This is a genomic window from Rhizobium moroccans (assembly GCF_057559155.1).
This window is the reverse complement of sequence record NZ_JBHFJG010000045.1, coordinates 24867-44882: the sequence shown is the minus strand read 5'-3', so window position 1 is coordinate 44882 and position 20016 is coordinate 24867. Positions and strand designations below refer to the sequence as shown.

Here is a 20016-nt window from a genome sequence, read left to right as displayed (position 1 = left end):
ACTCGCCGGCATCGGCAACAAGACTTGCCCTTCCATACGGTCGATTTTAATCGGGGCCGGCGTTCATTTGCGTGTCTCTCACCCCCGCCTCCGCTTCGCTCGGCGCACCCTCTCCCCGGGGCGAGGGTGAACGGCGGCAGCGCGGTATATCGATCCCCCCTTGAGGGGGAGATGCCCGGCAGGGCAGAGGGGGTGCCTCGACACACACAGGCTGATTTTGCGGAGCTGTTATCCCTCCGTCATCTCCGACGGCATCTCCCTCTGACGAGGAAGATCGGAGGGAGTTTGCCACGGAGAGGACCATTGCCGTCTCATGATTGTTGTTTGTGCTTGGATCCTCGGGACAAGCCCGAGGATGACGAAAGAGAAGGTTCGAGCAAGGGTGCCCCGATCAGCCGCCGAGGACGGTATCACTGAGGCCAGGATCACTGGAGACCACACCGAGAGCGGTACTGCTGGGTGTACCCCAAGGCACGACCTCGAGTTTGGCACCTTTTGCAGAACCTCAAGGTTCGTCATCCTCGGGCTTGTCCCGAGGATCTACCGCACAAACAAGCCGTTCTCTTCGTTCAAGTGGGGATGATCCGGCACCTCTTTCCCGATATTTCAATAACTTACCCATTTCTCCGTCCCCGCTCTCCAAATCCGCTCCATAATCTCCCGGTCCTGTTTCGGCTGCACCGGTCAAGCATCGCCGGCGAGATGGGGCCGGTGCCCTTTCGATCCGCCGTTGATGCAGGCGGGGCGTCAGGGGCTGCGCAGAAAATGGTCTCCCTCTCGCCTGAGAAACGGCGGGGCGTGCGTGTGTCGCACACAACCCGGCCCGGCTAATAATCAACAACATATGGGCCGCCGCAGAGGGACCGGAGTTGCGCGGAAAAACACACCGAACGGGACACGTCGCGTGTCACCTATAAAATTCAATACGAGGCACACGACGTGTCCCGGCCGATCCTCGTCCTCGGGTTAAACCCGAGGATCATCCGAGGATGACGAAAGAAAGAAACCGAGGATCGCCAAGAGAGGAGTCCGTCCACTCGTCACCCTCGGGCTTGACCCGAGGGCAAGGCAGGAGTCCGTCTACTCGTCATCCTCGGGCGAACGTAGTGAGACCCGAGGACATCCTCGTCCTCGGGCCTGACCCGAGGAAAGCGAAGCGCGATCCGAGGACCTGAGGGTTAAAAACACTTGCCTTCCGTCGCGCGTCATGGTTTGACCCGGCATTTCAAGGGCCCGTTGGCCGTCTATCACCAGGAACACCCATGCCCGCTACAAAGCCCCATCTCCTGATCGTCGAGGCTCGCTTCTATGACGACATGGCCGACGCGCTGCTCGAAGGCGCGACCGCCGCGCTCGAAGAAGCCGGTGCGACCTATGACGTGGTGACCGTTCCCGGCGCGCTGGAAATCCCGCCCGCGATCGCCATGGCGCTCGATGCGGCGGAAGAGGGCGGAACGGAGTATCATGGCTTCGTCGCGCTCGGCATGGTCATTCGCGGCGAGACCTATCATTTCGAGATCGTCGCCAACGAATCCTCCCGCGCGCTGATGGATCTGGCGGTTTCGGAATCTCTGCCGATCGGCAACGGCATTCTGACGGTCGAGAACGACGAGCAGGCCTGGGCGCGCGCCCGCCGCTCGGATAAGGACAAGGGCGGCTTCGCCGCCCGCGCCGCGCTGACGATGATCGCGCTGCGCGAGAAGTTGAATGGTGGTTGAGAAAATGGCGAAGGACCCGGAACAGCCGGTCAGAACGGCCAATCAGCGCGGAGCGGCACGCCTTGCCGCCGTGCAGGCGCTCTACCAGATGGACGTCGGCGGGACCGGCGTCCTGGAAGTCGTGGCCGAATACGAAGCGCACCGGCTTGGCCAGGAACTCGACGGCGATACCTATCTGAAGGCGGATGCCGCCTGGTTCCGCTCGATCGTCTCGGGCGTCGTGCGTGATCAGACGAAGATCGACCCGCTGATCCGCTCATCGCTGCAGGAGGATTGGCCGCTGTCGCGCCTCGATTCGACGCTGCGCGCCATCCTGCGCGCCGGCACGTTCGAAATCCTGGAGCGCAAGGACGTGCCGGTCGCCGTCATCGTCACCGAATATGTCGAGATCGCCCGCGCCTTCTTCGAAGAGGAGCCGCCGCGCATCGTCAACGCCGTTCTCGACCGCATCGCCAAGCAGGTACGCGGCGAAGCGAAGAAGTAGCCTGAGGTGAAAGACATGGACGCTGGGCTGGATCTTCAAATGCAGATGCGGACCGCCCGGCGCAGTGTCGCGCTTCTTGCTGGCGCTCAGGCGATTTTGGGCTCGATCGCGCCGCTCTCCATTTCTCTTGGTTCGCTTGCCGGATACCAGCTTCTCGCCGAAGACAAGTCGCTTGCGACCGCGCCGATCACCGGATTCAACGTCGGCACCGCCTGCGGTGCGGTGGCGATCGCGATCGCATCGCGCTGGCTCGGCCGCAAGCAGGCCTTCATGCTCGGCAGCGTGATCGGCGTGCTTGGCGGAGCGGTCGCCGCGATCGCCCTGCTGCGCGGCGATTTCTGGCTGTTCGTTGCCGCACTCATCCTGATCGGTACCTGCGCAGGCTTTACCCAGAAGATTCGGTTTGCAGCGGCGGATGCGTCGCCTTCCTCCTATAAGCCGAAGGCGATCTCCTGGATCCTCGGTGCCGGCGTCGTTTCCGCAGTGCTCGGCCCGCAGATCGCCATCTGGGCCAAGGACCTCCTGGCGCCCGTGACCTTCGCCGGTGCCTTCCTGGCAATCATCCCGCTTTGCATTGTCGCCTTCGGTATCCTGACATTTCTGAAGTTGCCGAAGCCCTCTACCTCATCTGCCCACGCTCAACCCGCCCGGCCGCTGGGTGAAATCGTGCTGACCCAGCGCTTCATGATCGGCATGATCTGCGGCATATGCACCTATGCGCTGATGACCTTCGTCATGACCGGCGCGCCGCTTGCGATGGTGATCGGCTGCGGTTTCCCGACCGAGATGGCGACGCTCGGCATCCAGTGGCACGTGCTCGCCATGTTTGGTCCGAGTTTCTTCACCGGCATGCTCATTACCCGTTTCAGCGCGGAAAAGGTGGTTGCCGCGGGCCTCGTCATCCTCATGGCTTGCGCCGTCGTGGCCCATATGGGCGTCGAATTGTGGAATTTCTGGTTGTCTCTCGTGCTTCTGGGTGTTGGCTGGAATTTCGGCTTCATCGGCTCTACCGCGATCGTCGCGTCCAGCTATCGCCCGCATGAAGCGGACAAGGTGCAGGGGTTCCACGATATCGTTCTGTTCGGCACCGTCGCCCTGTCGTCTTTTTCGTCCGGCAAGATTTTCATCGCCTATGGGTGGTCGTTCATCAATCTGGTCATCTGGCCGGTGACGATTGTCTGCCTCATCCTCGTCCTGCTCCTCATCCGCAGGGGGCCTGCAAAGGCGATCTGACCGGCCGTTCCTCGGGTCTTGTTCCCGCCGGGGCTTGACGCCAATTCATCTCCACCGCAATCTCGCCTCGCTCGGCAAGCCGTAAACTCCTTGGGAGGGGAGGCGGTTTGCCGTCACGCGCGGCCGGCGGGGGTGTTCTTAGCCGGTCTTATCTGGGAGAGAGGAAAAGCGAATGACCGTAATTCTGGGTGTGATCGTTTGCGGCTTGCTGGCGATCATCTATGCAGTATGGGCAACGCAGGCGGTTCTCGCCGCTGATCAGGGCAATCAGCGCATGCAGGAGATCGCGGGCTATATCCGCGAGGGGGCCCAGGCCTATCTGACGCGTCAATACATGACGATCGCGATCGTCGGCGCTGTGGTTGCCGTGGCGACCTGGTTTCTGCTGTCGGGCACGGCGGCCCTGGGCTTCATGATCGGCGCGCTGCTTTCCGGCGCGGCCGGGTTCATCGGAATGCATGTTTCGGTCCGCGCGAATGTTCGCACGGCGCAGGCGGCATCGCAGAGCCTCTCCGCGGGTCTCGACATCGCCTTCAAGTCCGGTGCCATCACCGGCCTCCTGGTTGCGGGTCTCGCGCTCCTCGGCGTCTCCATCTACTACCTGATCCTGACAGCGGGTTTCGGCTACGAGGGCGGCTCGCGCGAGGTTATCGATTCCCTCGTGGCGCTCGGCTTCGGCGCTTCGCTGATCTCGATCTTCGCCCGCCTCGGCGGCGGCATCTTCACCAAGGGTGCGGATGTCGGCGGCGATCTGGTCGGCAAGGTGGAGGCCGGCATCCCGGAGGATGACCCGCGTAACCCGGCAACCATCGCCGATAACGTGGGCGACAATGTCGGCGATTGCGCCGGCATGGCGGCCGACCTGTTCGAGACTTATGCCGTGACCGTGGTCGCCACCATGGTGCTCGCGGCGATCTTCTTTGCCGGCGCGCCTGTGCTTGAAAGCACCATGCTCTATCCGCTGGCGATCTGCGGCGCCTGCATCGTCACCTCCATCATCGGCACCTTCTTCGTGAAGCTCGGCTCCAACAACTCGATCATGGGTGCTCTCTACAAGGGCCTCATCGTCACCGGCCTCCTGTCGATCCTCGGCCTTGCCGCGGCAACCTCCCTGACCGTCGGCTGGGGTACGATCGGCAATGTGGCGGGCATGGAGGTCACCGGCACCAGCCTCTTCCTCTGCGGCCTGCTCGGCCTCGTGGTGACGGCCCTGATCGTCGTCATCACCGAATACTACACGGGAACCGGGAAACGGCCGGTCAATTCCATCGCCCAGGCCTCCGTCACCGGCCACGGCACCAACGTCATCCAGGGGCTTGCCGTTTCGCTGGAATCGACGGCGCTGCCGGCGATCGTCATCGTCGGCGGCATCATCTCGACCTATCAGCTCGGCGGCCTGTTCGGCACGGCTATCGCGGTCACCGCCATGCTCGGTCTGGCGGGCATGATCGTCGCGCTCGACGCCTTCGGCCCGGTGACAGACAATGCCGGCGGCATCGCCGAAATGTCGGGAATGCCGTCCGAGGTCCGCAAGTCCACCGATGCGCTCGATGCGGTCGGCAATACGACCAAGGCCGTGACCAAGGGCTATGCGATCGGCTCCGCCGGTCTCGGCGCTCTGGTGCTCTTCGCTGCCTATTCCAACGACTTGAGCTATTTCGCCGCCAATGGCGATCGTTACCCGTATTTCGCCGGCATCGGCGAAATCTCCTTCAGCCTCTCCAACCCTTATGTCGTCGCTGGCCTCATCTTCGGCGGTCTCATCCCCTATCTCTTCGGCGGCATCGCGATGACAGCGGTAGGCAGGGCGGCCGGCTCGATCGTGGAAGAGGTGCGCAGGCAGTTCCGCGAAAAACCGGGCATCATGGAAGGCCGCGAGCGTCCGGATTACGGCAAGGCCGTCGACCTGCTGACCAAGGCTGCGATCCGCGAGATGGTCCTGCCCTCGCTTCTGCCGGTGCTGGCGCCGATCGTCGTCTATTTCGGCGTGCTCGCGATCTCGGGTTCGAAGGCGTCGGCCTTCGCCGCGCTCGGCGCTTCGCTGCTCGGCGTCATCGTCAACGGCCTCTTCGTGGCGATCTCCATGACCTCGGGCGGCGGCGCCTGGGACAATGCCAAGAAGAGCTTCGAGGATGGTTTCGTCGACAAGGACGGGACCCGGCACATGAAGGGGTCCGAGGCCCACAAGGCTTCCGTCACGGGCGATACGGTGGGCGATCCCTACAAGGATACCGCCGGCCCCGCCGTCAACCCGGCGATCAAGATCACCAATATCGTGGCCTTGCTGCTGCTAGCCGTTCTCGCTCACTGATACGGCTGAACCGGACAGGCAAAAGCCCGCGGAGATCTCTCTCCGCGGGCTTTTCGAATCGGCGGAGTTACCGCCCGAGATTCTGGAAGAGGCTGCGCGCCGCATTGGCGCCGCTTGCCGCACCGCCCGACAGAAGCTGCTGCAGGAAGGTGAGATCCCTGCCGCCGGTCGGCGTGGTGCGCGAGATCGTATCGAAGACCTTGCCGTCCTGGAGGGTGTAATTGGCGCGGCGCTCGACCACGCCGTCCTTGTTGAAGTAGATCGCCACGACATTCTGCTCCACCAGCCTCGGCTTGGCGAAGGCAGCGATCTTCTGGCGCTTCTGCGAGATGTAGTAGAAGACCTCGGAATCGAAGGTCGCAGTCGTCGAGGGCGTTCCCATGGTGAGCAGCACCTGTTCGCGGCTCGAACCCTCGGGGATGAGTGCCAGCGACTCCTGGTCGATGACGTAGCCGTTATACATCGTCTCGCCGATGTTCATGCTGTTGCAGCCAGCGACTGCCACGGACATCACGACGACGGCGGCTGCGGTTTTGCTCAAGAATTTCATGTCAGACCCGAAAACCCGCTTCTTCAACGACATCCCCCAATTTCACTAGACCGACCGGTTGCCGGTTTTCCTGCTGCTCATACCATTGTGGCTATTCCGGGGACACGGGCGCGCCGGGAACCGGAGAATTCGCGCCTGCGGCAAGCTCCGGTCTTAGCGGACCGCGGCGGAACGGCATTGCAATTCGCGCCTGCTTCGGTAAACCAGCTTTCGTTTCCATGCAACGCGGCAGAGCCGAATCCGAGTGGCAACCCAGAGAATTCCCATGATCTTCGGCCTATTGAAGAAGAAAAACCACAATCGCGCCATCGTTGACCGGCAATACGCGACCTTGACATCGCTGGCCCGGGCTCCTTTCTTCTATAGCGATCTCGATGTTCCGGACACGGTGATGGGACGTTACGAGATGTTGTCGATCGTCATGATCCTGTTTTTCCGCCGCACGGCGAAATCGGGCGTGAGCGGTCAGGAGCTGGCTCAGGAAATCGTCGACGCCTTTTTCCAGGATATCGACCATTCGATCCGCGAACTTGGCATCGGCGACCAGGGCGTGCCGAAACGCATGAAGAAGCTCGCGGGCATGTTCTACGGCCGGCTGGAATCCTATGCGGCGACGCTGGAGGCCGAAGATCGCGAGGCGCTCGCGGCGGCCCTGCGGCGCAATATCCATCCGGATATGCAAGCGGCGCCGGACATGCGCGGGCTCGCGGACTGGATGATGAAGGCGGAGACGGCGCTTGTCGCGGTTTCCGAAGACGAAATTTCCCGAGGCGCGGCGGCCCTGCCGCAGCCGGGAATGTGAGGTTCTCATGAAGACGAGGCATGATGGGGATGAAAAGCCCCCCTTTTCCTATTCCGTGAAGGTGGGGCACATCTCCGCCAATCCGGTCAGCGTTCACGTCGAGGCGAACGAGCGCGAACTGGAGGGGCTTGCCAAGCTCTGGCAGGTGGTTTCGGTGAAGTCGCTGAAGGCGGACCTGCAGGTCGTTCGCTGGAAAAAGGACGGCATCCGCATCAAGGGCAGGGTGGAAGCCGATATCGTGCAGTCCTGCGTGGTGACGCTGGAGCCGGTGGAAGCCAGGCTCGATGAGCACTTCGAGCAGATTTTCGTTCCCGAGGATTCCAAGCTCGCGCGGATCGTGACCGGAGAGACGGCCGAAATGCTGATCGATCCCGATGGCCCGGACCTGCCGGAAACCTTCTCCGGCGATACGATCGATGCCGGTGCCGTCGTGGCGGAGTTTGCGGCGCTCGCGATTGATCCCTATCCGCGCAAGTCCGATGTCGAGTTTTCGCCCCATCTTGAAGGAGATGCCGGAGAAACCACGAAACGGCCATCGCCCTTCGCCGTCCTTAAGGACTGGAAAAAGGAATGAAGACGGTTGCCAATTCGACATGATTGGGTTGTAAGCGGCCGCAGAACCAGTATTTTGGCCTCCATTTCGCCGAAGACGCCCTGTCTTCGGCGGACCACAAGGATCAGGGACGCGTGATCAGAATATCTCTCGATGCCATGGGCGGCGATTATGGTCCCGAGGTCGTCATTCCCGGCGCTGCCAAGGCATTGGAACGCCACCCGGATGTGAGATTCATCATCTACGGGCTTAAGGCGGAGTGCGAGCCGCTTCTGGCGAAATACCCGAAGCTCAGGGAAAAATCGGTTTTCCACGAATGCGAGCTTGCCGTCCGGATGGACGAGAAGCCGAGTGCGGCGCTTCGCCGGGGCCGCTACGTCTCGACCATGTGGCGCGCGATAGAGGCGGTGAAGCTGGGTGAGGCGGACGTCGTCGTTTCCGCCGGCAATACCGGCGCGCTGATGGCCATGGCCAAGTTCTGTCTGCGCACCATGGCCAATATCGAACGTCCGGCGATCGCCGGCATCTGGCCGACGCTGAAGGGCGAGAGCATCGTGCTCGACGTCGGCGCGACGATCGGCGCCGACAGCCAGCAGCTCCTCGATTTCGCGCTGATGGGCGGCGCCATGGCCCGCTCTCTCTTCGAGATCGAGCGTCCCACCGTCGGCCTTCTGAATGTCGGCGTCGAGGAAGTGAAGGGTCAGGAAGAGGTCAAGGAGGCCGGCCGGCTCATCCGCGAGGCCAACCTGCCGACTATCGCCTATCACGGCTTTGTCGAGGGCGACGATATCGGCAGGGGAACGGTCGACGTCGTGGTGACAGAAGGCTTTACCGGCAATATTGCGCTCAAGGCCTCGGAGGGTACCGCCCGTCAGATCGCCCAGCTTCTGCGTGAGTCTATGTCCCGCACCTGGGCGGCCAGGCTCGGTTATCTGCTGGCCAAGAGCGCATTCGACCGGCTGCGCGAGAAGATGGACCCGAACAAGGTCAATGGCGGCGTCTTCCTGGGGTTGAACGGTATCGTCATCAAGAGCCATGGCGGCGCCAATACCGATGGCTTCGCGGCTGCGATCGATACCGGCTATGATATGGCGCGCAACGACCTCAATGCGAAGATCGTGCAGGATTTGAAGATTTATCATGCCCGACACCAGCCGCCGGCTGGTCCGGAAGCGGCATGACGATGGGATGTGAAGCAGAATGATCCGTTCAGTGGTTCGTGGTTATGGGGCGGCGCTCCCCAAGCGGGTGATGTCCAACCGGGAGCTTGAAAGCCTCGTGGACACCTCGGACGAATGGATCGTCCAGCGCACCGGTATCCGCCAGCGCTATATCGCGGGCGAGGGGGAGACGACGGCCTCGCTCGGCGCCGCTGCGGCGCGCGCGGCACTCGATAATGCCGGACTTACGCCGGACGATATCGATCTCGTGCTGGTGGCGACCTCTACGCCCGACAACACCTTTCCGGCGACGGCCGTCGATATCCAGAACCGGCTCGGCATGACCCATGGCTATGCCTTCGACATGCAGGCGGTCTGCACCGGCTTCGTCTACGCCATGGCGACCGCCGATGCCCATCTTCGCGCAGGTCTTGCGAAGCGCGCCCTGGTGATCGGCGCCGAGACCTTCTCGCGCATCCTCGACTGGGAGGACCGCACCACCTGCGTGCTGTTCGGCGATGGCGCCGGCGCCCTGGTGCTCGAAGCTTCCGAAGGCGAGGGCACCAATGCCGACCGCGGCATACTGACCGCGCATCTGCGCTCCGACGGCAGCCACAAGGAAAAGCTCTATGTGGACGGCGGGCCTTCCAGCACCGGCACGGTCGGCCACCTGCGCATGGAAGGCCGCGAGGTTTTCAAGCACGCGGTCGGCATGATCACCGACGTGATCGAGGCTGCCTTCGCATCCACCGGCACGACGGCCGACGATCTCGATTGGCTGGTGCCGCATCAGGCCAACCGCCGCATCATCGACGGCTCCGCCAAGAAGCTCGCAATTCCGCTCGAGAAGGTGGTCGTCACCGTCGATCAGCACGGCAACACTTCGGCCGCCTCCATCCCGCTCGCGCTTTCCGTGGCGCTTGCCGACGGGCGCATAAAGAAGGGCGATCTGGTGATGCTGGAAGCCATGGGCGGCGGCTTCACCTGGGGGGCGATGCTCGTCCGCTGGTAAGAGTGATTTCCCCTCATACCACGCTCCAAATCCTGATTGAGTACGGATCTTAGGGCACTCGTCCAAAGTGGAATTAATCGATCAGGACAAGAGCTTGACCCTGGCGGCCAAGCAAAATACTCTCAGCCGGCTTTGATAGGATGAATTTTCAAGACAGGGCGGAGTCATGGCCGGCAAGACAGTAACAAGGGCAGACTTGGCGGAGTCTGTATTTCGCAAGGTCGGGCTTTCGCGGACGGAATCAGCCGAACTCGTCGAGACGGTCATCGACGAGATATGCAATGCCATCGTGCGCGGGGAAACCGTCAAGCTTTCCTCCTTCGCGACCTTCCAGGTCCGCTCGAAAAACGAACGCATCGGCCGCAACCCCAAGACTGGCGAGGAAGTGCCGATCTCTCCGCGTCGGGTGATGACCTTCAAGGCCTCGAACGTCCTTAAAAACCGCATCCTCAAGGCTCACACCGCGCGCAAGATCAAGCAGAGGGCGAGCCCCGCCGCCTGACCGGATTTTTCGCCCGGCTGCCTTACTTCTCCACACTTCCTGTGAATATGCTTGAATCTGACGGTGTAAGCCGTTGAGATATGTTCGATTCGTAGCATAATTGCCAAAGCTTGGTCTTGCGTCGGTAGCAGCGATGTTCCGCGCAGCGGCAATGGACCTCTGGGAGAGTTGAGACTTGGACAAGAGCCCGGACGCTTTCCGAACCATCAGCGAGGTCGCCGAGGACCTCGATCTGCCGCAGCATGTGCTGCGTTTCTGGGAGACCCGCTTCCCGCAGATCAAGCCGATGAAGCGCGGGGGCGGGCGGCGTTATTACCGGCCCGAGGATGTCGACCTGCTGAAGGGCATCCGGCATCTGCTCTACGACCACGGCTATACCATCAAGGGCGTGCAGAAGCTTCTGAAGACGAACGGCAACAAGTTCGTCGCCGCGATCGCTTCCGGCGATGTGGCCACCATGGAAGCGCTGATGGCCGCAAGCAACGACAAGCATGTGGATCCGAAGATCGGCGGCGCCGAGGACGACCAGATCGTCGGCCGGCCGAAGGTGAAGCCGAGCGGCCGTTTCTTCGGTTTCGGCTCCTCCGGCGATGGGGAAACCCCGGAGATTTCCGTTGGCAAGTCGAGTATTGGCAAGGAAGACCAGGCCTTGTTGCAGGAAGCGCTCTTCGATCTTCTCGAATGCAAGCGGCTTCTCGATCAGGTGCGATAGGCCCTTTCTGCCTGAATACACGCTAAATTTACCATTCACCTCGGGTTCAGGTGGAACCTAGGAATATCTGTCTTACTTAACAGGTAGGCACAAAGAGGTGTGGAAACATGAAAAAGCTTGCAATCATACTGGTATCGGTGGTGACTGGCTTCACCGGCGTCGTGCCGGCGCAGGCCTTTCCAACGGTTTCCGCCGTATCCAGGGCGCAGACCTCCGATGTGGTGAACGCCCAATACATTAACCGTGGCGGCGGCCTGGAATATGGCGACCGCCGTTACTGGCGCAATCGTGACCGCCACTGGCGCGGCGACCGCCGTCATTGGCGCAGCGACCGCCGTTATTGGCGTGACGACCGTCGCTGGCGGCGTCACCGTGACCGTTCGAACTTCGGTGCGGCGCTCGGTGGATTTGCAGCCGGCGCCATCATCGGCGGCGCGCTTGCGCAGCCGCGCTATGCGCCCGCACCCCGCTACTCGGGCGGAGGCAGCGCGCACGTCAACTGGTGCTATTCGCGCTATCGGTCCTATAGGCCTTACGACAATACGTTCCAGCCCTATAACGGTCCGCGACGCCAGTGCTACTCGCCGTATCGGTGATACAGCAAACGAAATCCCCGCCCGAAAGGCGGGGATTTTCGCTTCGGCCGGAATACGGCTTTCCTGCGGGAACTCATTCCCAAGGACGCCCCATTTTTCCCCTTGCGCAGACAGATGCATGTCAGTATTGAAGGCGTGCTTCGCATGAAGCTGGTCGGGGCGTAGCGCAGCCCGGTAGCGCACTTGACTGGGGGTCAAGGGGTCGCTGGTTCGAGTCCAGTCGCCCCGACCATTTATCTCCTTGAATTCTCAGTCAGTTCATTCTCTTCATTCGATACTCGGGCGATCGACGTAATCGGGATGCTCCCATTTCGTGGGGCGATATCCGGCCCATGATTCATTCATGCTGACATGTGAAAAGCCCCGCCACTGGCGGGGCTTCGCGTATCGATCGTTACTATCCTAGATTTCCGGGCAGCCGCGGCGGTTGGCGAAGGTGATCCTGTCGGGACCATTCCGGGTGAAACCTTCAACCGTTATGCTGCGGCGGGTCGCACGGACGACTTCGGGATTGCGGAAACCTTCGTCCCGGGCGGCCGCACGAGCCGCGCGCGGGCTGCAGCCGCCTCGATCGTAGTCGCGATCACGATCGCGATCGCGGATCATCGGGCGCACGCCGTCGGGGCCGATGCGCAGCTCGAAATCCTGGGCAGATACCGGCGCGATGCCGATGCCCAATGCGCCGAACGCGAGGGCCGAGATGAGGCTCGTGGAAATGAGAGGCTTCTTCATGTCTATCCTCCATGGGCGCGGCGCGGGTGCCCGCGCTGCGCAGAATTATCCCTGGCGGATCAATCATCCTGGAAAGGAAACGTTCCGCTTACGGCAGGATTTCGAAGAAAAAGGCGGAAGTTATGCTTTCACGTTGCGTGAAGGCATGGAAAACTTGTTGATGTCGCCGCATTGAGGGAAAAGAACAGGCGTTCGGCAATATCCGATCCCTGATCGGAAACAATCCGCTTTACTTTGAGTAGAGGTTGGCAGCGACGCTATCCGTCGTTGGCCGCGTTGAGGTTCTGCGGGCGGATACCCTCGTCCTCGAAGCGGCTGCGCAGGCGCAATCCGGGGCCGGCGCCGGCATTCTCCTCGCCGGCGGCAAGGAAGAGCACGCCCCTGGCCTCGAATATGCCGCGCAGTCTGTCGGTGACGGCTGCATCGGCGAAGGGGCCTGGAGATGCTTCGGCTACCGTGATGGTGGAAACGGAAAGGCCGGTCGCGGAAGCGAGTTCTTCCACCGTCATCCCGGTCATGGCGCGCGCGGCGCGCAGTTGCGAAACCGTCAGCATATTGAAAAATTTGGAGCGAGGTGGCCCGAAGTCAAGGCCGCGCGGCGGCTCATGCGGGGGAGGCGAGGCGCTTTGCGCGCTGGCGCCGGTGTTCAAGCGCGCAGCATCCCCAGAGCACGCCGAGCAGCAGGTAGAAATGCCGCCAGTGGTCTGTATCGATGACGTTACCGATCAGGGCATGGCCGAGGATCATCACCCAGGCGATCATCAGATAGGGTTGCCACGGCCGTTCGCGCAGCAGGTAGCGGAAGCCCATCGAGAGCGTCCAGACGATCAGTCCGACATAGGTCACGAAGCCGAGCCAGCCATAGGTGGTCAGCGATTTCAGCCAGATATTGTGCTCGTCCTCGCCGAACATCTGGCCGAGCACCATCGGCCCGAGACCGAGCGGGCGCTCCATCGCCATCAGGAAGCCGATCTTGTGCCGTTCGAAGCGTCCCAGCCGCGCGCCGTCATATTCCTGCACCAGCCGGGCCCGGTTAAGGAAAAGATCCGAGACCTGGTCGAACTGCAGCGCGATGAGGAGCGCCAGCGCGAGAAGCACGAATGCGCCGATCGAAAGCGCCAGGATCTTCAGGCGGAAGGCGCCGCTGCGCTCCTTCAGCAGCATGAGCAGGACCAGCGCCGCGCCGGAAAAGGCGAGCAGCCCCCAGGCCGCGCGCGAGAAGGAAAGGAAGATGCCGAGCGCCAGAACCAGAAGGCCGAGGATGAGAAACGGCGCCTGCCTCAGTCTGCCCGTAAGCAGCCGGTAAAGCAGGTAGAGGAGCGGCGCGACCAGATAGGGGCCGAAGACGTTCGGGTCTTCGAAAGCGCCCATGGCGCGGTCATAGCGCGTGAAGACGGCAGCGCCCGGAAAGGCGTGGAAATAGCCGAGAATGCCGAGCATGGCCGTGATGATCGCAGCGGCGACCCAAGCCTTGAAGATGAGGACAAGCCGCTCGGGATCATCCTCGACGACTGCCGCATAGAATACCGAGGTGAGTGCCAGGAAGGTCGAGACGGCGAAATACATCGGCGCGCCGCTCATATCCTTCATGACCAGCATGGAGAGCAGGCCGCCGATATTGAAGATCAGGAGAAGCGCCAGCAGCGGCGCGACGGTGCGGGAAATCCTTAAGCCCAGCAGGAACCAGACGGCGATCTGCGCCACCATCATCAGCTCGTAGGGCGCCGGCTCCGACATCACGAAGCCGGAGAGGAATACGCCGAAAGCGATCATGGCCGAGCCGGCCAGGCGGGCGGCGGAGCGCCGTCCTCTGAGCGGGCCGGAAAGATCGTGGGTGACCGCGCTCAATAGGCGTTTTCCGTGTTGAGGAGGCGGATCGGCGTCAGGAAGAGTATCTTGAGGTCGAAGAAGAGCGACCAGTTCTCGATATAGTCGAGATCATAGGCGGTGCGCGCCCTGATCTTCTCGTCGCTGTCCAGCTCGCCGCGCAGGCCGTTGATCTGCGCCCAGCCGGTAACGCCCGGCTTGACCCGGTGACGGGCGAAATAGCTCTCCACCACGTCGACATATTTGCGATTGCCGGTCTGTGCCTGGACGGCGTGGGGACGGGGGCCGACGAGCGAAAGCTCGCCGCGCAGCACGTTGAGGAGCTGCGGCAGTTCGTCGACAGAGGATTTGCGCAGGAAGCGGCCGACCGGCGTGACGCGCGGGTCGCCCTTGGTGACCGCCTTCACCGCGGTCTGGTCGCTCATGTCGGTATACATGGAGCGGAATTTCAGGATCTCGATGACTTCGTTGTTGAAGCCATGGCGCTTCTGGCGGAAGAGGATCGGCCCCTTGGAGGTCGCCTTCACGGCGATCGCCGCGGCAATTATTAGCGGCCAGAGCAGAACGAGGGCGAACAGCGCGAAGGTGATGTCGAAGGCGCGCTTGGCGACCGAATCCCAATCGCGGATGGGCTTGTCGAAGATGTCGAACATCGGCACGGCGCCGACATGCGAGTAGGAGCGGGGCCGGAAGCGCAGGCGGTTCGTATGGGCGGCGAGGCGGATGTCCACCGGCAGCACCCACAGCTTCCTCAGAAGCTCGAGGATGCGCGCCTCCGCGGTGGCGGGAAGGGCGATGATGAGCATGTCGATGCGGGCCAACCGGGCGAATTCGACCAGTTCCGCAAACGTGCCGAGCTTCGGATAACCGGCAACGACCTTGGGCGAACGCTCGCTGCGGCGGTCGTCGAAGATGCCGCAGATGCGGATGTCGTTATCGGCCTGCTGTTCGAGTGCCCGGACGAGCTGCTTGGCGGGTTCGCCGCCGCCGATGATGACGGCGCGGCGCTCCATCACCCCGTTTCGCCCCCAGTGGCGGATGCCGAAGGCGAGGAGCTGGCGTTCGGCGAGCAGGAAGAGGCCGCCGGCCGCAAGCCAGGCGATGGCGCCGCCTGCAGTGTGGGATTCCCCGGCGACCAGGTAGAGGATGCCGAGCGTTGCGATGAGGCCGAGCGCCCAGCAGGTGAGGACGCGGACCATCGTGCGGCGGGCCGCCCTCAGCATCGGGATCTGATAGGCATCGGCAAGCTGGAGAAGAAGCACGACCAGAGCCGCGCCGAAGGCGATAACGGCAAAGCGGGGGAGGAAATTCTCGGCCGGGTCCGGCACCGACAGCGTGCCGACCAAAAGCCCGATGGCCAGAAGCGACGCGAAGTCCAAGAGGCGGAGTTGCCCGATCAGCATGGCCGGGGAATAGCTATTGTCGCGGAACTGTTCGGCGATCTGCCGGGCCAGCGGATTGAGCTCCACGGCGCTCTGGACGGCCTGGTGTCCCGGCTCGTTCGGACGAATCTCGGAAGCCTGCCGGCGCAGGGATTCCACGTCGAACTGATCGGATTTTCCAAGCTGGTTCATCGCCTCGGTCCTCCTGCCCATGCGTGATGGGACGCGCAACAGAGCGCGTCGGAGCCCTTCCTGAAGGTTCCGCAGGAATACCCGGTAGCAGAAAGATGCTAAGAAACGATTTCTCCCGCCCGCCCGCTCGCCGGGCGCGCGAGAAGATTCCGGTACAGGTCGAGGAGTTCGCGAGCCATCACCGAGGCGGAGAACGCCGCCTTGAAATCTTCCGGTTTCGGCATCACGCGCTCCCGCCAGCCGGGCGTCGTCAGCGCGCTTGCCATGATGCCGGAAAGGTCCTGCGCGTCGCCGGGTACGGCGAGTGCAGCGCTGTCCGCTCCCAGGATTTCCGGTATTCCGCCGACGCGCGAGGCGATCAGCGGCTTGCCTGCGGCGAGCGCCTCCAGCACGATATAGGGCATGGCCTCGGCCCGCGATGGCACGACGACGATCCTTGCCATGGAAAACGCCGCGCGCGCCGGCATGGCCGGCAGCATCCGGATACGGCGGCTCAGGCCCCGCTCAGTCATCATCGCCTGGTAGCGGTCGCGGTCCGGCCCGTCTCCGATCATGAGCGCCGAAAGCGGCCGACCGACGGCGCGCTCGGTGCGGGCAAAGGCGTCGATGAAGATGTCCGGTCCCTTCAGGTCGCGCAGCATGCCGATATAGAGGAAATCCGCCGCATCGGGACCGACGCCCACGGTTTCGAATTCGTCATCCTGGATGCCGTTCAGGATGACGCGGGACTGCGTGCGGGGCCGGCCGACCTTTTCCTCGTAAGCGCGCCGCTCGTAGTCGCAGACGAAGACGAGGCTGTCGGTCAGACGCTCCTGGAGGCGTTCCAATCCCAGCACGGCCCGGCCGGAGAGGCTGGACCGGGTGAAATGCAGGCTGCCCCCATGGGGCGAATAGAGGCGGGCTACGCGATACCTGTTGACCCGCAGGGTTGAGCCGATCAGCCGAGCAAGCGCGCCACCCTTGGCGCCGTGCCCGTGCAGGATATCCGGCTGCAAGCTCTTGATGTGTCTGTAACTGTTGAAGATGACCGCGAGGTCCGAAGGCACGATCGCGCGCCGGATCGGGATGCGGACGAGGCCGAGCGAGAGGAGCGGCCGGATGCCGTCGAACAGCCGGTCCTCGTGCGCCCCGCCGGTCGAGCTGTCGCAGATGACGCCGACCTCGTGGCCGGCCGCGCGATGTTCCTCGACGAGGTCGCGCACATGCCGGAAAATTCCGCCGACGGGCGATCTGAAGCAGTGAATGATCCGCAGGGCGCCATCGTCCGCCATGGCATTCAGAACAGCCGCTCGCGGATGTAGATCGTATCGCCCGCAAGGACGGGGCTGGAGATCGCGGTACGTCCGGTGATGATCTCCCCGTTGATCTTGCGGGTGACGTCGACATCCTGCTGATTGCCGCGCGGTGTGAAGCCACCGGCAATCGCGATGGCGTTCTGCGCGGTCATTCCCGGCACGTAGGAATACTGTCCGGGGCGGCCGACCTCGCCCATCACGAAGACGGGCCGGTAGCGGTCGACCTCTATGGTGACGTCGGGATCGCGCAGGTAGCCCTGCTTGAGCTTGGCCGCGATCGCGCCTTCAAGGGCGGTGAGCGTCTGGCCGCGGGCGGCGACGCGCCCGATCAGCGGGAAGGAGACGTAGCCGGCCTGATCCACGGTATAGGTATTGCTGAGCCCCGGCTGCTCGAACACGTTGACGCGAAGACGGTCGCCGCTATCGAGGCGATAGGGCTGGATCGTCGCCTCGTGGAAGGCCTTGGGCGCCGGGCGATAGGTGGTGCAGCCGGCAAGCGCGGTGGCAGCGACTGCAAACGCAAGCGCGATCACATGGTTCGGACGGGCCAACGGCATTTGCTCAAAGCTCCGGCTGGGCAAGCATATGCGGCTGTTATCGTTCCGTTAGGGTTAATGCCCGGTAAAGGCACGGCGCGGATTTCCGAATTTTCCGGGTGAAGCGGGCGATAGACGCCATTAACCCTCGCGTTACCACGATGTTTTACACTTCGTGGAAATCTACCAGTTGGAGCATGGCATGTCGGGCTTGGCGGGCAATCAGGACATGGACATCGATCTCGGGCGGCTGTTTTCAGCGGTCTGGGAGCGCAGGGGCAGAATTCTCGGCTCGACGGTGCTTGCCGCAGGTCTGGCATTCGTGGGGGCAAGTCTAGCGCCCCCCAGCTATCGCGGCGAAACGCGCATCCTGATCGAATCCCGTTCGCCTAATCTTTCCGGCACTGAGACGCCGGCAAGCGCCAACGACCCGGTGCTCGATGCATTGAACGTCACCAGCCAGGCGCAGCTCTTGCAGTCGACCGATCTCATCAAGGAGGTCGCCAGGGACTTGAAGCTCCATGAGCTGAAGGAGTTCGATCCGGACGCGCAATCCATGCTGCCCAACCCGTTGGTGCTGCTCGGCCTGCAGCAGAATCCCCTGGAGCTGGCGCCGGAGGAGAGGGTGCTGAAGGCCTTCCGGGAGAAGCTGGAAGTCTATCCCGTCGAGAACTCGCGCGTGATCGCGATCGAGTTTTCCTCGCATGACCCGAAACTTGCCGCCGCCATTCCGAACAAGATGGCCGACGTCTATCTTTCCCTGCAGAGCGGCGCCAAGCTGGACACCCATTCGGAAACCGCCCGCTGGCTGGAGCCCGAGATCGCCAGCCTCACTGAAAAGGTGCGCGAGGCGGAAAAGAAGGTGGCGGACTACCGTTCTTCCGCGGGCCTCTTCCAGACCACGGAGACGAGCAGCTTCTCCGCCCAGCAGTTGAACGACATTTCCACCGAGCTTGCCCGCGTGCGGGCGGAGCGCGCCAATGCCGAGGCGAGGGCGGAGAACGTGCGCGCGGCACTCGAGGCGGGCCGCGATAGCGATACGCTGGGCGATGTGGTGGGATCGCAGGTCATCCAGCGCCTGAAGGAGGCGGAGGCCAATCTCCAGGCGCAGGTTTCGGACCAATCGACGGCTCTACTCGAAAATCATCCCCGCCTGAAGGGTCTTCGCGCGCAACTTGCGGGCATTCGCCGGCAGATCGAGAGCGAGACCCAGAAGATTCTCGGAAGCCTGAACAGCGAGGCAGAAGTCGCGCGGCTGCGCGAGCAGCAATTGATCCAGCAGCTCAACGGGCTGAAGGCGGATTCCGCAAGGGCTGGGGAAGAAGAGGTAGGCTTGCGCGCCCTGGAGCGCGAAGCGGCCGCGCAGCGCCAGCTTCTGGAAACCTATCTGGCGCGCTATCGCGAGGCGGCCTCCCAACTCGATCGTAATTCGAGCCCCGCCGATGCCCGCATCGTTTCGAGCGCGGTCGAGCCTTCCGAACCCTATTTCCCCAAGGTCGGGCCGATCGTGATCGTCGTGGCGCTCGCAACGCTCATCATCGGCGCCATCGTCGCAATGCTCCGCGAGCTTTTCTCCGGTCGTGCCCTGCGCCCCTCGGAGGACGAGGAGACAGTGGAAATCGCGCCGGCAATCGGGGCGGCGAATGCCGCGCCCGTCGTGACGCAGCCCGAGCCGGTGCAGGCGGCAGCCCATTTTGATCATCAGGAGATTGCCGGTGCCGGCGAGACAGGCGCGGGCGACCCGGTTTCCCCCGAAGTGGAGGAGAGTGCCGAGGAAGAGCAGGCCAGGCAGGAGGCCGGACAGGAGGACAAGGAGGAGGATGCGGCTTTCTCCATCCGCTCGGTCTCCCAATATCTGCTGCGCTACGATATTCCGCTCGCAATCGCCGTGTCTCCGGCCGGTGACAGCGGCTCGACCGCAACCGTGATGCTTGCCCGTGACGTGGCGGAAAGCGGCCGTACCGTCGTGCTGCTCGACATGACCGGTTCGGCATGCCCGACACGGCTGATGGCGGAGAGCGCCCGCCTGCCGGGCATTACCGATCTTCTCTGCGGGGAAACGGCTTTCGGCGACGCCATTCATCGCGATCGCCTTTCGGATGCGCATGTCATACCGCATGGAACGGCGGATGCCGGCCGCGCCATGCGCGGCGCGGACAGGCTGACCATGATCGTCGATGCGCTCTGCGATGCTTATGACCTGGTGCTGGTGGAATGCGGCCCCGCCGAGATGTCGGGACTTTCACGCCTGACGCGGGCGCAATCGGCCGAGGTCATCCTGTCGGTGCCGGAATTCGAGGAGGCCGATATCGCCGCCCTGGTCGGCAGGTTCGAGGAGGCGGGCTACCGCAACCTGCTCGTGATGTCCGGCCTCGGCGAAGGCCGCTCGCCCAGCGCGGGACGGAATGCCGCCGCCTGA

20 protein-coding genes and 1 tRNA gene are annotated in these 20016 nt (G+C 63.0%); 14 read left to right on the top strand and 7 right to left on the bottom strand.

Annotated elements, in window-relative coordinates; translation table 11 throughout:
- Positions 1-1262 precede the first annotated feature (1262 nt).
- The 4 genes from ribH to ACE04I_RS20995 all read left to right on the top strand — a co-directional run bounded on the left by ribH (position 1263) and on the right by ACE04I_RS20995 (position 5746).
- Positions 1263-1718, top strand: coding sequence for a 6,7-dimethyl-8-ribityllumazine synthase (gene ribH, locus ACE04I_RS21010; RefSeq protein WP_046792814.1), 456 nt, complete (start codon positions 1263-1265; stop codon positions 1716-1718).
- A gap of 4 nt (positions 1719-1722) precedes the next feature.
- The gene (gene nusB / locus ACE04I_RS21005) at positions 1723-2202 is read left to right on the top strand and encodes a transcription antitermination factor NusB (protein WP_046793037.1); all 480 of its coding nucleotides are present in this window, start codon (positions 1723-1725) and stop codon (positions 2200-2202) included.
- A gap of 15 nt (positions 2203-2217) precedes the next feature.
- On the top strand, positions 2218-3435 hold the full coding sequence (locus ACE04I_RS21000) for an MFS transporter (protein WP_046792813.1): 1218 nt from the start codon (positions 2218-2220) through the stop codon (positions 3433-3435).
- Positions 3436-3607: 172 nt separating this feature from the next.
- The gene (locus ACE04I_RS20995) at positions 3608-5746 is read left to right on the top strand and encodes a sodium-translocating pyrophosphatase (protein ID WP_046792812.1); all 2139 of its coding nucleotides are present in this window, start codon (positions 3608-3610) and stop codon (positions 5744-5746) included.
- A gap of 67 nt (positions 5747-5813) precedes the next feature.
- Here ACE04I_RS20995 and ACE04I_RS20990 read toward each other — a convergent pair whose 3' ends face one another.
- Entirely contained in the window at positions 5814-6329 is a 516-nt protein-coding gene (locus tag ACE04I_RS20990) for an outer membrane protein assembly factor BamE (protein ID WP_046792811.1), read from the bottom strand.
- Between the two features lie 232 nt (positions 6330-6561).
- Here ACE04I_RS20990 and ACE04I_RS20985 point away from each other — a divergent pair, with 232 nt between their 5' ends.
- The 8 genes from ACE04I_RS20985 to ACE04I_RS20950 all read left to right on the top strand — a co-directional run bounded on the left by ACE04I_RS20985 (position 6562) and on the right by ACE04I_RS20950 (position 11865).
- A complete protein-coding gene (locus ACE04I_RS20985) occupies positions 6562-7098 on the top strand; it encodes a ubiquinol-cytochrome C chaperone family protein (protein WP_487207585.1) in 537 nt (178 codons plus the stop codon).
- Between the two features lie 7 nt (positions 7099-7105).
- The gene (locus tag ACE04I_RS20980; protein ID WP_046792809.1) at positions 7106-7672 is read left to right on the top strand and encodes a YceD family protein; all 567 of its coding nucleotides are present in this window, start codon (positions 7106-7108) and stop codon (positions 7670-7672) included.
- Positions 7673-7785: 113 nt separating this feature from the next.
- A complete protein-coding gene (gene plsX, locus ACE04I_RS20975; protein WP_046793036.1) occupies positions 7786-8832 on the top strand; it encodes a phosphate acyltransferase PlsX in 1047 nt (348 codons plus the stop codon).
- A 19-nt stretch (positions 8833-8851) separates the two neighbouring features.
- Positions 8852-9823 carry a beta-ketoacyl-ACP synthase III gene (locus ACE04I_RS20970; protein WP_046792808.1) on the top strand — a complete coding sequence of 324 codons (972 nt, stop codon included), beginning with the start codon at positions 8852-8854 and terminating at the stop codon, positions 9821-9823.
- A 166-nt stretch (positions 9824-9989) separates the two neighbouring features.
- Entirely contained in the window at positions 9990-10325 is a 336-nt protein-coding gene (locus ACE04I_RS20965) for an integration host factor subunit alpha (RefSeq protein ID WP_046792807.1), read from the top strand.
- Between the two features lie 175 nt (positions 10326-10500).
- The gene (locus tag ACE04I_RS20960; protein ID WP_046792806.1) at positions 10501-11037 is read left to right on the top strand and encodes a MerR family transcriptional regulator; all 537 of its coding nucleotides are present in this window, start codon (positions 10501-10503) and stop codon (positions 11035-11037) included.
- Positions 11038-11144: 107 nt separating this feature from the next.
- Positions 11145-11633 carry a BA14K family protein gene (locus ACE04I_RS20955; RefSeq protein WP_046792805.1) on the top strand — a complete coding sequence of 163 codons (489 nt, stop codon included), beginning with the start codon at positions 11145-11147 and terminating at the stop codon, positions 11631-11633.
- 155 nt (positions 11634-11788) lie between these two features.
- Positions 11789-11865 (top strand) — tRNA-Pro (locus tag ACE04I_RS20950).
- A 170-nt stretch (positions 11866-12035) separates the two neighbouring features.
- Here the strand turns inward: ACE04I_RS20950 and ACE04I_RS20945 are convergent.
- Positions 12036-12365, bottom strand: a complete 330-nt coding sequence (locus ACE04I_RS20945) for a hypothetical protein (protein WP_046792804.1) — start codon at positions 12363-12365, stop codon at positions 12036-12038.
- Between ACE04I_RS20945 and ACE04I_RS20940 the strand changes: the two genes are divergently transcribed.
- On the top strand, positions 12364-12540 hold the full coding sequence (locus ACE04I_RS20940; RefSeq protein WP_156176926.1) for a hypothetical protein: 177 nt from the start codon (positions 12364-12366) through the stop codon (positions 12538-12540). The genes ACE04I_RS20945 and ACE04I_RS20940 overlap by 2 nt on opposite strands.
- 82 nt (positions 12541-12622) lie before the next feature.
- Here the strand turns inward: ACE04I_RS20940 and ACE04I_RS20935 are convergent, their stop codons facing one another.
- From ACE04I_RS20935 to ACE04I_RS20915, 5 genes are all read right to left on the bottom strand, one after another.
- A complete protein-coding gene (locus ACE04I_RS20935; protein ID WP_046793035.1) occupies positions 12623-12919 on the bottom strand; it encodes a helix-turn-helix domain-containing protein in 297 nt (98 codons plus the stop codon).
- Between the two features lie 49 nt (positions 12920-12968).
- Positions 12969-14213, bottom strand: a complete 1245-nt coding sequence (locus ACE04I_RS20930; RefSeq protein ID WP_046792803.1) for an O-antigen ligase family protein — start codon at positions 14211-14213, stop codon at positions 12969-12971.
- Positions 14210-15766 carry an undecaprenyl-phosphate glucose phosphotransferase gene (locus tag ACE04I_RS20925; RefSeq protein ID WP_046792802.1) on the bottom strand — a complete coding sequence of 519 codons (1557 nt, stop codon included), beginning with the start codon at positions 15764-15766 and terminating at the stop codon, positions 14210-14212. The genes ACE04I_RS20930 and ACE04I_RS20925 overlap by 4 nt, the downstream gene beginning before the upstream one ends.
- A gap of 98 nt (positions 15767-15864) precedes the next feature.
- Positions 15865-17037 carry a glycosyltransferase family 4 protein gene (locus ACE04I_RS20920; RefSeq protein ID WP_046792801.1) on the bottom strand — a complete coding sequence of 391 codons (1173 nt, stop codon included), beginning with the start codon at positions 17035-17037 and terminating at the stop codon, positions 15865-15867.
- A 5-nt stretch (positions 17038-17042) separates the two neighbouring features.
- Complete coding sequence (locus tag ACE04I_RS20915; RefSeq protein WP_046792800.1) at positions 17043-17618, bottom strand: polysaccharide biosynthesis/export family protein; 576 nt, start codon at positions 17616-17618, stop codon at positions 17043-17045.
- Positions 17619-17799: 181 nt separating this feature from the next.
- Between ACE04I_RS20915 and ACE04I_RS20910 the strand changes: the two genes are divergently transcribed.
- Positions 17800-20016: an exopolysaccharide transport family protein gene (locus ACE04I_RS20910; protein ID WP_046792799.1), complete on the top strand. Its 2217-nt coding sequence runs from the start codon at positions 17800-17802 to the stop codon at positions 20014-20016.